This is a genomic window from Flavobacterium columnare (assembly GCF_014844295.1).
In the GTDB taxonomy this organism is placed as follows: Bacteria; Bacteroidota; Bacteroidia; order Flavobacteriales; family Flavobacteriaceae; genus Flavobacterium; species Flavobacterium columnare.
On sequence record NZ_CP054494.1, the window covers coordinates 2,958,389 to 2,971,839 of the forward strand.

12 protein-coding genes are annotated in these 13,451 nt (G+C 28.0%); 7 read left to right on the top strand and 5 right to left on the bottom strand.

Features of this window, described 5'->3' with window-relative positions; all coding sequences use genetic code 11:
- Position 1: 1 nt before the first annotated feature.
- Positions 2 to 955: a transglutaminase-like domain-containing protein gene (locus tag HUE53_RS13040; RefSeq protein WP_014164474.1), complete on the top strand. Its 954-nt coding sequence runs from the start codon at positions 2 to 4 to the stop codon at positions 953 to 955.
- A 2-nt stretch (positions 956 to 957) separates the two neighbouring features.
- On the opposite strand, the gene HUE53_RS13045 is transcribed toward HUE53_RS13040, so the two are convergent.
- Positions 958 to 1,623: a uracil-DNA glycosylase gene (locus tag HUE53_RS13045; RefSeq protein WP_014164473.1), complete on the bottom strand. Its 666-nt coding sequence runs from the start codon at positions 1,621 to 1,623 to the stop codon at positions 958 to 960.
- A gap of 91 nt (positions 1,624 to 1,714) precedes the next feature.
- On the opposite strand from HUE53_RS13045, the gene HUE53_RS13050 reads away from it, so the two are divergent.
- Positions 1,715 to 3,091: an SGNH/GDSL hydrolase family protein gene (locus HUE53_RS13050; protein WP_192188563.1), complete on the top strand. Its 1,377-nt coding sequence runs from the start codon at positions 1,715 to 1,717 to the stop codon at positions 3,089 to 3,091.
- A 9-nt stretch (positions 3,092 to 3,100) separates the two neighbouring features.
- Positions 3,101 to 4,582, top strand: coding sequence for an MBOAT family O-acyltransferase (locus tag HUE53_RS13055; RefSeq protein WP_014164471.1), 1,482 nt, complete (start codon positions 3,101 to 3,103; stop codon positions 4,580 to 4,582).
- 516 nt (positions 4,583 to 5,098) lie between these two features.
- On the opposite strand, the gene HUE53_RS13060 is transcribed toward HUE53_RS13055, so the two are convergent.
- Positions 5,099 to 6,343, bottom strand: a complete 1,245-nt coding sequence (locus HUE53_RS13060) for an SGNH/GDSL hydrolase family protein (RefSeq protein ID WP_192188564.1) — start codon at positions 6,341 to 6,343, stop codon at positions 5,099 to 5,101.
- A 168-nt stretch (positions 6,344 to 6,511) separates the two neighbouring features.
- Here HUE53_RS13060 and HUE53_RS13065 point away from each other — a divergent pair, with 168 nt between their 5' ends.
- From HUE53_RS13065 to HUE53_RS13080, 4 genes are all read left to right on the top strand, one after another.
- The gene (locus HUE53_RS13065; protein WP_014164469.1) at positions 6,512 to 6,964 is read left to right on the top strand and encodes a glucosaminidase domain-containing protein; all 453 of its coding nucleotides are present in this window, start codon (positions 6,512 to 6,514) and stop codon (positions 6,962 to 6,964) included.
- Positions 6,965 to 7,060: 96 nt separating this feature from the next.
- Entirely contained in the window at positions 7,061 to 9,229 is a 2,169-nt protein-coding gene (locus HUE53_RS13070; RefSeq protein WP_192188565.1) for an endonuclease MutS2, read from the top strand.
- Positions 9,230 to 9,246: 17 nt separating this feature from the next.
- Positions 9,247 to 9,660, top strand: a complete 414-nt coding sequence (locus HUE53_RS13075) for a thiol-disulfide oxidoreductase DCC family protein (protein WP_192188566.1) — start codon at positions 9,247 to 9,249, stop codon at positions 9,658 to 9,660.
- Positions 9,661 to 9,669: 9 nt separating this feature from the next.
- A complete protein-coding gene (locus HUE53_RS13080) occupies positions 9,670 to 10,752 on the top strand; it encodes a DUF3810 domain-containing protein (protein ID WP_077225315.1) in 1,083 nt (360 codons plus the stop codon).
- Between the two features lie 145 nt (positions 10,753 to 10,897).
- On the opposite strand, the gene rpe is transcribed toward HUE53_RS13080, so the two are convergent.
- The 3 genes from rpe to HUE53_RS13095 form a co-directional block, all read right to left on the bottom strand.
- The gene (gene rpe / locus HUE53_RS13085) at positions 10,898 to 11,560 is read right to left on the bottom strand and encodes a ribulose-phosphate 3-epimerase (protein WP_014164465.1); all 663 of its coding nucleotides are present in this window, start codon (positions 11,558 to 11,560) and stop codon (positions 10,898 to 10,900) included.
- 85 nt (positions 11,561 to 11,645) lie between these two features.
- Positions 11,646 to 12,626, bottom strand: a complete 981-nt coding sequence (locus tag HUE53_RS13090) for a LuxE/PaaK family acyltransferase (RefSeq protein WP_014164464.1) — start codon at positions 12,624 to 12,626, stop codon at positions 11,646 to 11,648.
- 412 nt (positions 12,627 to 13,038) lie between these two features.
- Positions 13,039 to 13,446 (bottom strand): hypothetical protein, encoded by a 408-nt coding sequence (locus tag HUE53_RS13095; RefSeq protein ID WP_014164463.1) that lies wholly within the window; start codon positions 13,444 to 13,446, stop codon positions 13,039 to 13,041.
- Positions 13,447 to 13,451: the final 5 nt, after the last annotated feature.

Genomic DNA, 13,451 nt, shown 5'->3' on the forward strand with positions numbered 1-13,451 from the left:
TATGAAAATGACTACAACTCCTCTTAAAGACCTTTATTATCAATACAAAGATCAGCTTTCATTACCTAAGCCTTGGGATTATGTAGTCATTTTTGTTTTATGTTTATTACTAACTTTACCCACATTTATAATTGTACACCATAATCTAAAAGAAACCAATTGGGAAATTCCTTTAGATCGTATCTTTTTATTTATTTCTATTGCTCTAATTTATTTTTTTTTATTAAAAAAAATAAAAAAAGTAATCCTTATTTGTATCATAGTCTATATGCTTATTTTGTTATATGGAACTTTGTTTGGAAACTATGGTTTTTATCGATTATATGATGATTACCGATCAATGATGTATACTATGGATGAAAATCCTTATCCACAAGATATTATTATTAATAAGTTACTCCCATTCCCTAATAAATATAAAGTCCTGAAAGCTATTGATTTCAATACTCCAAAAGTGCGAAATTTTGCCGTTTGGTCTACTACACAAAACTTTAAAAATGTATCCCATTTAAAAAAATATTTCGAATATAGAACCACTATACAATGTTTTGCTGTTTTCAAAGAAATTAAAAAACGATGGAATTATGTAAATGACCCACAGGGAAATAATTATATAGCCAGTGCTTCTGAATCACTTGAACATTTTTCAGGTGATTGTGATGATCACGCTATATTAATGGCCGCAGGTATTAAAGCCGTTGGAGGTATCCCTCGGTTAATACACACAGACGCTCATATTTATCCAGAAATGCTCATTGGCACTAAACGAGATCTTGAAAAGATAAATTATTTAATACACGAAGTTCTATTTACTCAAGAAAGCAAAAACAAACCCCTACACTACCACATAGATGAACGAGGCTATATTTGGCTTAATCTTGATTATACAGCTAACTATCCTGGCGGAAAATTCATGAGTGAAGCTATTTTAGGTCAATTAACACTAAATGACTAAAATTACCATTTTATTTCTTTTTTATTGATACTCTTTAAATAATCATTTGTTTTACTAAAATGCTTATTACCAAACCATAATCCTCGGTTAGCACTTAAAGGTGAAGGATGCCCTGTTTCTAAAACATAATGTTTGTTTCGATCTATTTTTGCTCCTTTTTTCTTAGCAAATCCACCCCAAAGCAAAAAAACAATATTTTCTTTTTCATCAGAAATCTGCTGAATAACGGCATCTGTAAATGTTTCCCATCCTTTATTTTGATGACTCCCAGCTGTATTTTCTCTAACTGTTAAAGTTGCATTTAAAAGTAAAACACCCTGTTCAGCCCAACGTTCTAAATTTCCAGAAATAGGCATAGGAATTTTTAAATCTGATTCAATTTCTTTGAAAATATTAATTAATGAAGGAGGAAGAGAAACCCCTTCATTCACAGAAAAACATAATCCATTAGCTTGTCCTAAACCATGATAAGGATCTTGACCTATTATAACTACCTTTACATCTTCAAAATGGCAATGATCAAATGCGGAAAAGATAAGATTTCCTTTAGGAAAACAACGTCCAATTGAATATTCATTTTTAATAAAGTGAATAAGGTTTTCAAAATAGGGTTTATTAAATTCCTCTTTTAAAATTTCTTTCCAAGAATTATGAATTTTAACTTCCATTTTTTTTTCTTACAAAAATATTAAAACTTATAAACTTATGGTAACTTTTCCATACTTTTGCGCGGTTTTATAGCATATCAAATAACACTAAATGAACAGTAATAATAAAGTACTTATATTTGTTTTATCAGTTACGTCTGTCTATTTCGGGCTTTCATTTTTTTCGAAAAGTATAATTAAATATTATCCTAGCTTTAAAAATGTCGATCTATTTGCTGATATACAAAATGACAAAATCGTCAATATTAATAAACAAGATAAAAAAATCAAACAAAATGGTTTAACTAATGCAATTCAAAAGCAAGATAGCACATTTACTGTTTTTGAAGATTATACTACAACTAGTATTACAGATTTTGACACTACTACTAGTAATTTTGTATTTTCAAACTTATCTAAGAAACTAGATGAATTATATCAAAATAAAAAAACAAAAATTAGAATTGCTTGGTTTGGTGATAGTCAAATAGAAGGGGATTTGATGACTCAGGATATTAGAGAAATGTTGCAAAACTATTTTAATAAAAAAAAGGGCGTTGGTTTTGTACCTATAAATTCTATTTCTGCTGATTTTAGGCAAACTGCTCACTCAAAAACATCTGGTATTTTTCAAACATTTAACTTTAAACAAAATCCTGAAAAAAATGTTTTCTTATCTGGATATTCTTTTCTTAGTTCCGATCTAGATATTACTTTGCAAAATAAAGTTAAAAAGGATAGTACACAAATTCTTGAAAAATGGTTATTGTTTGGTAAAGGAAATGATATTTCTATAACTCAAAATGGAATTCAAACAAACTATCCTGCTAGAGAAAATTTCAACCGAGTATTACTAGATAAATCTACATCTAATAGTATACACTTCAAAGCTAAGTTTTCTAATACTCCTATTTATGGCGTAAGTTTTGAGCCTGAAAACGGGATTGTACTGGATAATTTTTCATTTAGAGGTATTACGGGAGTTGAGTTAGATAAAATTAGCATAGAACTACTACAAAAGCTAAACCAAGAGAATTATTATGATTTAGTTGTTTTTCAATACGGTGTTAATTTAATGTTCAGAGCCAACGATTTAAATTATGATTATTATTATCAAAAAATGTCCCCTATCATTAAGAAATTTAAAAAAGAAATGCCTAAAACAGATTTTTTAATCTTTAGTTGTTCCGATAGAGCTTTTAAATATGATAATGAATGGAAAACAGCAATAGGAATAGATAGTTTAATAAAAGTACAAGCTAGACTATCCTATGACAATAAAGTTCCTTTTTATAACCTTTTTAATTCAATGGGAGGAAAAGGAATTATGAAAAAATGGGTAGACACTATTCCTGCGATGGCAAGCAAAGACTATATCCATTTTAATCGCAGAGGATCTAAAATAGTGGCTCAAACTATTTTTAAATCAATTCAAAAAGAATTTGATAAGGTAAAAGATAAAAAGCAAAAACAAAATAATAAAAACTAATTTTCTAAAATGTTAACCTTTGATTTTAATAAAATAGTTGATCAGCTATTCTATGATCCTAAAAACCCTTTGTTATTTAATAGTGGTTTCTTTGTTTACTTTTTTTTAGTTTTCATTATTTGCTATTATATCCTAAGAAAAAACTATTTAGGTAGAGCTTATATTTTAAGCTTTTTCTCTCTCTATTTCTTTTATAAAGCCAGTGGAAACTTTGTTTTTTTAGTTATAGGATCAGCAGTTGTTGATTACTTACTTTCTATTGCTATATACAAAGCACGAACAAAAGTAGTCTTAAAAAAAGTATTATTAATTGTATGTATTATTTTTAATTTGGGGTTACTCTTTTACTTCAAATACACAAACTTTTTTATTGAAATAATAAATAATCTAAATATAACAAAGTTAGATCCTGTTCATATTCTGCTACCTATTGGTATTTCGTTCTACACCTTTGAAAACATTAGTTACGCAGTAGATGTTTATAAAGGTGAAATAAAACCAGAAGAAAATATAGCCAATTATATTTTATTCTTATCCTTTTTCCCAAAATTGGTTATGGGACCTATTGTAAGAGCTAAAGATTTCATACCTCAATTAAAAAATGATTACTATGTAAGTTCTCAAGATTTTTCAAAAGGTTTTTATTTAATTATAAGCGGATTAATTAAAAAATTAATCATCTCTGATTTTATAACCCTAAATTTAGTAAACTATATTTTTGATGGTCCTCATTTACACAATGGTTTTGAGTGCCTTATAGCTCTTTATGGATATGCTATTGTGATTTATTGTGATTTTAGTGGGTATAGTGATGTGGCAATTGGAATTTCTAAATGGTTAGGAATTACTATTCCTCCAAATTTTGAATCGCCATATCAAAGTACTTCTCTTACTGAATTTTGGAGAAAATGGCATATTTCATTATCCTCTTGGCTACGTGATTATTTATATATCGCTATGGGAGGAAATAAAAAAGGCAAATTAAGAACCAATATCAATTTATTCCTAACAATGCTTATAGGTGGATTTTGGCATGGAGCAAGCTGGAATTTTATCATTTGGGGGTCTTTACATGGTTTTGGTTTAATTTTTAATAAATATTGGACTAATATTACTTCTAAAATTAATATCCTTCCTAAATTTATTTCTAAGCTTATCTTTGGTTTGATAACATTTCATTTTGTATGCTTTTGCTGGATATTTTTTAAAGCAGAAAATTTAGAAACCTCTTTAACTTTTATAAATCAAATTATAAATCAATTTAGTCTTGAAGGTGCTGAAGAATTTATTGTAAATTACAAACAACCTCTAATCATGATTGCTATAGGTTATTTAATACACTTAATACCTAATAATTGGAGTGAAAAATATATTAAAATACAAACAAAACTCCCTTTACTATTTAATATCATTGTCATGATTTTATTTATATTTCTATATTCTTATTTTAAAAGTTCTGAATCTGTAATGCCTATTTATTTACAATTTTAATATAAAAAAGTTTTTTAATAATAAACCAAAGCCCCGCTTCGAACAAGAATCAAAAGTGGGGCTTATTTATTTTAATAAAAAAGCAGTAGCCTTTTTGGCTCTTGCTAGAAAAGGGTTTTAGATTTCTAATAGGTGGGGATAAGACTTAAATCCTTTAGAAAGTTGGATATACAGATTAATAAAGGCAATGCTATAATAAAAACGTATGTTAAACCCAAATTACACATTAGAAATCTATTCCAACCTAAAACTACTTCAAAAATAAGCACTTACTCCTTTTTGAGCACTCATTTTTATTGTATTTTTAGATTTCACAACGAAGTCTAATACGTAATCTGGGTTAAAAAGTATGTGATAGCCTTTCCTATGGCCTTGATTTGAAAAGAATATCTAAAAAGTAATTAAACACACAAATACCAATTGATAAGAGCAATTGGAAGTTTAAGATTGGAATACAATTAAAATTTTATTTAGAAACATACTTATATACGATATATACTATTTTATAAATACCTTTTAATTTCGTACTTCTAAGTCTGTTTTAATAATGGAAGGTGAATTTAAAAAATCATTCCAACTTTTTGCAAAAGCTTCAGTAAATAAGTACCCTTGTAACTCATACCCTTTTTTAGAATAATGAACAAGATCATTTGCTAAAAGTTGGTTTCTTGCAAACTCACAACTTCCTTGTAAGCCTTTTGATACTTCAAACAAATTCCATAGTGCAATTTCATTTTCAATGCAGTAAGCCATAATTGCGTCAGAAAAATCTTTTAATTTCTTATTAGGCACTACTTTTTTGTAAAACGATACAGGAGGTGTAGATAGTATAAAAACGGCTTCTGGATTAAACTCTTTTATTTTTTTAATTGTTTCTTTTATAGATTCTATAAAATTCTCAGGAGTTAAAACAATATTTTGTGCTTCATTGGTTCCCATGGATAAAATATAACAATCCGATTTAATATTTCTAATTTGATCCCAAAATAAAGTTTCCGAATTATAATCAGAAAATTTAGCACCATTTACTCCTATGGCATTATAAATAATTCCTTTGTCTATAGAATTTTCTAAGAAAACGCCATACAATTTAGTACAAATAGAATCGTTGCAAATAATATTAAAGTCTGAACGGAGGCTATTAAACTTAAAATCTAAGACCCCATTTTCTTTGATATTGCATTTTGCAGTATCTTCAACTAAATTTATATTGGCAATTTCATCATTTGTAAACAAAGTTAGCTTATCAAACTTATGAATAGTCCCTACCCCTCTGAATTTAAAACTAATAAAAGAATTAGGCTCTGTAGATTCTATAGCAAAACCACTTATACCACAAGGAATTTCTGGATTTTTTTTTATCAATCGGCTGCCTTTCCAATTAGAATTTGAATCAAAAATAATATCTGATGGGGCATTGCTTTTTGCTAATTGATAAGGAAAAATTAAACCTCTCCCTGCATTACCAAAATAGTGCTGCAACTCCGTACGTATAATTTTTGTTGACATATCCGCTTGTATATGCGAATCCCCTAGATGAACAAATGAAACTTGTTTTAAATTATCTTTTTTTAATTTCAAAAGTTTAAGGAAAAGAGGTTTTAAATGGTTTTCATTTAGAATTCTATTTTTTTCATAATCTAAATTTATTTTAGAATATAAAGAGTCTGTTTTTTTATATTGAAATAAGGGAATACTCTGTCCTGAAACAGCCTGTGAAATGAAGAAAATACATAAAAAAACAACTTTACTAAAAGGCATAAAATATTAATTCTAAGTTAATTTGTTGATAAAAAGCCTATTTAAAAAACTTTTTTTTTTAAATTTGCTCCCTACTTCTTAAAAAGAAGAGATAGAATTATTAATCATTTGGCAAATTTGGTTATTATTTTAAGTAATACCAACTTAATTATAAAAAAATTTATGCTTATGAAGAATCTAAAATTTTACTTTTTATTTGTTTTTACCTTTCTTAGCGTTTGTAGTGGCTATTCACAGAGTGAATCATACATTAAGGAATATGGTGAAATAGCAGATAAATTATCTTTTGAGTTTGGAATACCAAGATCTATTATTTTAAGTATCGCTATAGTAGAATCAGGCTATGGAAATAGTAAAGTTGCAAAAAAGTTGAATAATCATTTTGGAATAAAAGGAAAAAATCAAGTAACCTGGTCTAGCTTCAAACAATATTCGAGTGTAGAAGATTCATTTAGAGATTTTTGCTTAAAAATGGCATCAAAAAAATTCTATATGAATCTAAAAGGGAGCGATGATTATCTACTTTGGCTAAAAAAAATAAGTCTAACAGGGTATTCTACAAAACCAACCTTATGGAGAAATAAGATCAAAAAAACTATTTTAAAACACAAATTGCATTAAAAACAACTTTAATAGATTGAATTGAAAAGGGGATTGAAAATTCAATCCCCTTTTTTTGATTTAAATTGTAAATTTGTGACTTCATCAAAAAACAAAATGATTTCAATACATAGCAAGACCTTACAAGATTTAGAGTTTCAAACTATTTTAGAAACTATTTCAGAATATTGTATAACTGAAATTGGCGTTCAAAAAGTATTACATATAATACCCTACAAAAACCAAGAAGAATTGATGGAAGTTTTATTTCAAACTTCTGAATATAGATCTTCTTTTGATAATAATAATGCTTTACCTAGTCATAATTTTGAACCGATAACGAACGAACTAAAATTTTTAGCCATTGAAGATAGCTTTTTAGAAGCCTTGAGTTTTAAAAAAATTCATTCATTAGCAGAAAACACCAATGTTTTATTAAATTTTTTAAAAAAATTTAACGATTATTATCCTTATTTACATAAAAAAGCAAGCGAAATAACCATAACAAAAGAAATAACAAAAGCTATTGAAGCTATTTTCGACAAATATGCCGAAATAAAAGACGATGCCACTCCTACTCTATTAGAAATCCGTAGGAATATGAACTTAGTTCGTGGAAAAGTTAATCAGAGTTTCGGAATGGCATTAAGTCAATACAATTCGTTAGGTTATTTAGATGAAATTCGAGAAACAGTAGTTGAAAATCGGAGAGTATTAGCTGTTCAAGCCATGTACCGTCGTAAAGTGAAAGGGTCTATATTAGGAAGCTCTAAAACAGGTAGCATTGCTTATATAGAACCAGAATCCACCTTACGTTATTCTCGGGAATTATCTAATTTAGAGTATGAAGAACAAGAAGAAATTATTAAAATTCTAAAACAACTAACCAATAATATTCGTCCTTTCCATGAATTATTGAGTCAATACCAAGATTTTTTAAGTGCTATAGATGTTATTTCTGCTAAAGCTAAATACGCTTTAAAAATTAATGGCTTATTACCTAAAATAAACGATGAAAAAAGAGTGTATTTACGAGAAGCTTTTCATCCTATTTTATTCCTAAATAATAAAGAAAAAGGAAAAACTACCTATCCTCAAACCTTTGAATTTGATGAAAGCAAAAGAATTGTTGTCATATCAGGTCCTAATGCGGGTGGCAAAACTATTTCTATGAAAACCGTTGGTTTACTTCAACTAATGCTCCAATCAGGGATGCTAATTCCTGTGCATGAACGGAGTGAAACTTGTTTGTTTGATCGAATTTTAACAGATATAGGTGATAATCAATCTATTGAAAATCATTTAAGTACTTATAGTTATCGATTAAAAAACATGAATTACTTCCTAAAAAAATGCAATTCAAAAACTTTATTCTTAATTGATGAGTTTGGTACTGGCTCCGATCCAGAATTAGGGGGTGCTTTAGCTGAGGTGTTCTTAGAAGAATTTTATCATCGTGAGGCTTTTGGAATCATTACAACACATTATGCTAACTTAAAAATGTTAGCTAACGAATTGCCTAGTGCTACCAATGCTAATATGCTTTTTGATGAAAAATCATTAGAACCTATGTATAAATTAATTATAGGACAAGCAGGTAGTTCGTTTACTTTTGAAGTGGCTCAAAAAAATGGCATTCCATTTGGATTAATTAATCGAGCAAAGAAAAAGGTAGAAGGAAGTAAAGTACGATTTGATAAAACCATTTCTTCACTTCAAAAAGAACGCTCTAAATTAGAAAAAACCTCACAAAATTTAAAAGAAGAAGAAACCAAAGCACGTGAAGAAAGTAAAAAAATGGAAACCATCAATGCTAAAATTCAAGATAAATTAGAACGTTATCAAGAATTATATGATGCAAACCAACGTTTGATTTATATGGGACAGAAAGTAGATGATATTTCCGGAAAATATTTTAATGATAAAAATAAAAAAGATCTGATAGGTGAATTTTTAAAAATGGTAGAAATTGAAAATTCAAAACGAAAAAAAATTACCCTAAAAGAAAAAAAAGTTAAAGAAAAAATTGAAAAAGAAGTGCTTGAAGAAGTACAAATTAAAGTAGAAGAAATCCGTAAAGAAAAAAAAGAAAAGAAAGAAATTGCCAAAAAAATAGAAGAAAACAAACCTAAAATACCCCTTAAGGTAGGCGACCGTGTTCGCATGATTGATGGAAAATCTACAGGTACGATTGATAAAATTGAAAAGAATAATGCCATTGTAAATTACGGAATCTTTACTTCCAAAGTAAGTTTAGAACAATTGGAATATATTCAACCTAAATAATTTTTAAATATCAATCAATGGAAAACCTACCAAAAGACAAACAAATCATCCTTTTTGATGGAGTATGCAATCTTTGTAATTACTGGGTACAATATATTGTTCAAAGAGATCATAATGACATCTTTCGTTTTGTAGCTTTGCAATCTAAATTAGGACAAGAAATACTTAAATATCTAGGTATCACTAATCGAAATATAGATAGTATCATATTATATATTCCTAACCAAGCCTATTATTATAAATCAGGAGCTGTTCTAGAAATTGCTAAAAAATTATCTATTTTTAATTGGCTATCTATTTTTAAAATAATCCCAACGGCATTACGCGATCCTCTTTATGACTTTGTTGCTAAAAACCGTTACAAATGGTATGGTAAAAAAGAAACTTGTATGATTCCAATTCCAGAATTAAAAGCTAAATTTATTGATTAACTAAAAGATATGAAGCCCTTAAAAATCAAAAAGATACTATTTACAGAAAACATTTTTTTTTTAGCATTCTTTATATTTCAATTAGTATTACTAAGCGTATTTTCTAAATTTCCTGCTATTATAGAACAGTATTATAGTAATGGGTGCTATCCTATTATTTCAAAACTAAATAGAATCATTTTTGGTTGGATTCCTTTTTCTGTTGGTGATCTTATTTATATTTCTTTAAGTATTTATCTCCTATATTGGTTTTATAAAAACCAAAAAATAAATTGGATAGAAAAAGTTAAACACCTCTTTAAAATGCTAGTAATAGGCTATTTTATATTTCATTTACTTTGGGCTTATAATTATTATAGGATGCCTCTTTATGAAAAAATGAATTTAAGAACTGATTATCGTCAAGAAGAACTCTTACAATTTACCAAAAGGCTTATCTACACAAGCAATAAACTTCAGTTTAAACTCACACATAATGTAAATAAAAAAGTAATTAGTCCCTATAAAACAACTCAAATATTCCGATTAGCTCCATTAGGATATGCTAATTTAAAAAACACACATCCCTTTTTTGATTATACAAATTCTAGCATAAAAAGTTCCTTATTTAGTTACCCACTAACGTATATGGGCTTTGGAGGTTATTTAAATCCTTTCACAAATGAAGCACAAGTAAACGATATGCCTCCTTCTTATAATTTACCCGCTATAGTTTGTCACGAAATGGCTCATCAAATAGGCTATTCTAGTGAAAGCGAATGCAACTTTATTGGTTTTTTAGCTTGTACTCATAACAAAAATTTGTTCTTTCAATATGCTGGGTATACCTATGCTTTACGTTATTGTCTAGCCCATATTGCCTCTAAAGATCAAAAAGAATTAAAAAGCATACTTAGCACTATTCATCCTGGGGTTTTAAAAAACTTTCAAGAAAGTGAAACCTTTTGGTCAGTACATGAATCAATGATCAATACTGGTTTTGAAATATTTTACGACCATTTTTTAAAACTAAATCAACAAAAAGAAGGAATGCAGAGTTATAGTAAGTTTATTAATTTATTAATTAATTATGAGAAGAAATCCTCCTTTTAAATGGGGATAATAGTTTAGAACACTTATTGAAAAAATCCTTTTTTTGGCTATTTTTACTCAAAAAAAGGATTTTTTTTAAAACATTTTAGGTACAATTGGAAATACTTTTGGATGAAGTAAACGAGTTATCTATTGTCAAGCCCTTTTATTCCTTAACAACTTCTTTAAGATCTATAATTGTTTTTTTAGGATCATTTGAATTGAATACAAAGCTACCTGCAACCAAAATATCTGCACCTGCTTGAACTAATTTTTTTGCGTTTTTAGTAGAAACGCCCCCGTCAATTTCAATCAGAGTAGAGGCTCCTTTTTTTTCTATTAATGCTTTTAACCTTTCTACTTTTGAATACGTATTTTCTATAAATGATTGTCCTCCAAAACCAGGATTTACACTCATAATACAAACTACATCTATCTCTTGAATTACCTCCTCTAATAATGTTATATTGGTATGAGGATTCAGAGCTACACCTGCTTTCATTCCTTCTGCTTTTATAGCTTGAAGGGTTCTATGCAAATGTACACAAGCTTCTAAATGTACGGTTAAAATATCAGCTCCTAGTTTCTTAAAAGTTGAAATATAACGATCTGGATCTACAATCATTAAATGTACATCAATTGTTTTTTTAGCATATCGTTTAATAGCTTCCAATACAGGCATACCAAAAGATATATTAGGAACAAAAACCCCATCCATAATATCTATATGAAACCAATCGGCTTCACTTGTATTAATCATTTCAATATCTCTTTGCAAATTAGCAAAATCAGCAGCAAGAACGGATGGAGCAATAAGTGTTTTTTTCATTTTTATAACGTATTATTGTGTTGTCTTAGAAATTATATTTTATATTCCGTCTATAGAAGTCGTTAAAACCGATATAATACAAGTATTATACTACCATCAAATTACAACCTCTAATATCCGAATTATCAAATCGCCCAAGAATTTCAAAAGAATTATTATCTAGTATTTTTCCTAAATCCTGAGTAGCAATAAAAGAGCATGAATTAATATTAGCAAGATCAATTATATTTACTCCTCCTACTTTACCATCAGGTAATAAGGTTAAAGCATCTTCAGAATCGCGAATGATAATTTTCATCCATGCAGGACATTCAAAAACCCCATTTCCTAAAGAATAAGCTTGGGATAATAATTCAGTCATTCCGTATTCAGAATGTATTACAGGAACACCAAAACCTTTACAAAGAATAGTATGTAATTCTTCTCTAATCATTTCTTTTCTACGTCCTTTCATACCTCCTGTTTCCATGATAATGGTATTTTTTAAATTAAATTTTTGTTTTTCTACTAAATCTAATAAAGCATAAGTAACACCTATTAATAAAATATTATGTCCTTCATTGTCTAGTGTTATCAATTTTTCTATAAGTTCGTCATAGTTATTTAAATAAAATCCGCTTTCAGGAGTATTAGATAAACGGATTAAATCGTCAACCATATAAATCAAAGACGATCCTTCACGTTCTAAATAAGAGGGTAATAATGCCAAAACTACATAATCTTCAACATTTCCGTAAAATTGTTTAAAAGCTTGTCTGTAACTTTCTTCATAAAAAGATAAATCCGTAACACAATGCTTACTTGTTGTCATTCCTGTTGTTCCACTACTTGTAAAAATCTTTTGTATTGGATCTGTAGAACTCAATACATCATTTGATTTAAAAAATTGAACAGGTAAAAAAGGGATATCTTGTATCCTTTTTACATTTGTTACATCCTTTTTTAGCAAAGAACAAAATCTTTGATAAACTAAATTATGATTATACTGAAAACGAAAAATTTTTAAAGTAAGCTTTTCGAATTCTTTTTTAGAACTAATTTCAAATATATCGCTAGATGTATACATACTTCCAAAATTACATAAAATAATATAGAGTTCAACTTAAATCTAAAGTCTAAAATTCCTGACAAATTTAAACTTAATTTTAACCCAGATTACGCATTAGAAATTTATTACAGATAAAAAGTGATTTTTGAATCTAAAAAAGTCTCTATTTTTTGTCCTCAATGTAAAACTATAGCTGTGGTAAAAATTTTATATCCCTTTTTACCTTCTTTATCTTTTTCCTATTTATCACAAAATCTAACACATAATATGAGTTTAATGAAGCGTTATAAATGGGTTGCTTATAGCTCTATTTAATCCTCACAAGATACTTTAAAATATTTTTTTGTACCAGTACCTCCACAAATAGGTACTTCCGTTTTCAGAAATAAGACCAAGTATAAATATTAATATACACTTATTCGTTTTATTGTTATTCTTTTATTTTAAGTTCATATTCATTTTTATTAGAATCAATTCCTATTAGTTTACCATAACCTATCCACTCTACTTTCACAGGAATATCACTTTTGTCATTGGTATAAAGTATTCCCGCCCCGTATTTTTTGTGTGTAATAATATTGCCTGTAACCACATTATTATCTTGATCAGTTCCTATTACATCGTAATTATACTCATATTCGTTAAATTTTCCTGTTCGATATTCGTATTTCTTTTCAGGATTTTTATAAAAAGTTTGAGCTTCTTGTGGTGTAACAGATTTGATGTCATTGGGTTCGATTTTTACTTTTACCGCTGGTTTTACTGGTACTTTTATCGGTTCTTTTTTACATTTCCAAAAACAACAAAAACATACTAAAACTAAAAATATTTTTTTCATTTTAC

Excerpts from the sequence above, each read along its gene's own strand:
- HUE53_RS13040 (WP_014164474.1), top strand. The coding sequence starts at position 2 with ATGAAAATGACTACAACTCCTCTTAAAGACCTTTATTATCAATACAAA.
- HUE53_RS13060 (WP_192188564.1), bottom strand. The coding sequence starts at position 6,343 with ATGCCTTTTAGTAAAGTTGTTTTTTTATGTATTTTCTTCATTTCACAG.
- HUE53_RS13045 (WP_014164473.1), bottom strand. The coding sequence starts at position 1,623 with ATGGAAGTTAAAATTCATAATTCTTGGAAAGAAATTTTAAAAGAGGAA.
- HUE53_RS13075 (WP_192188566.1), top strand. The coding sequence starts at position 9,247 with ATGGAAAACCTACCAAAAGACAAACAAATCATCCTTTTTGATGGAGTA.
- HUE53_RS13070 (WP_192188565.1), top strand. The coding sequence starts at position 7,061 with ATGATTTCAATACATAGCAAGACCTTACAAGATTTAGAGTTTCAAACT.
- HUE53_RS13055 (WP_014164471.1), top strand. The coding sequence starts at position 3,101 with ATGTTAACCTTTGATTTTAATAAAATAGTTGATCAGCTATTCTATGAT.
- HUE53_RS13090 (WP_014164464.1), bottom strand. The coding sequence starts at position 12,626 with ATGTATACATCTAGCGATATATTTGAAATTAGTTCTAAAAAAGAATTC.
- HUE53_RS13095 (WP_014164463.1), bottom strand. The coding sequence starts at position 13,446 with ATGAAAAAAATATTTTTAGTTTTAGTATGTTTTTGTTGTTTTTGGAAA.
- HUE53_RS13065 (WP_014164469.1), top strand. The coding sequence starts at position 6,512 with ATGAAGAATCTAAAATTTTACTTTTTATTTGTTTTTACCTTTCTTAGC.
- HUE53_RS13080 (WP_077225315.1), top strand. The coding sequence starts at position 9,670 with ATGAAGCCCTTAAAAATCAAAAAGATACTATTTACAGAAAACATTTTT.
- rpe (WP_014164465.1), bottom strand. The coding sequence starts at position 11,560 with ATGAAAAAAACACTTATTGCTCCATCCGTTCTTGCTGCTGATTTTGCT.
- HUE53_RS13050 (WP_192188563.1), top strand. The coding sequence starts at position 1,715 with ATGAACAGTAATAATAAAGTACTTATATTTGTTTTATCAGTTACGTCT.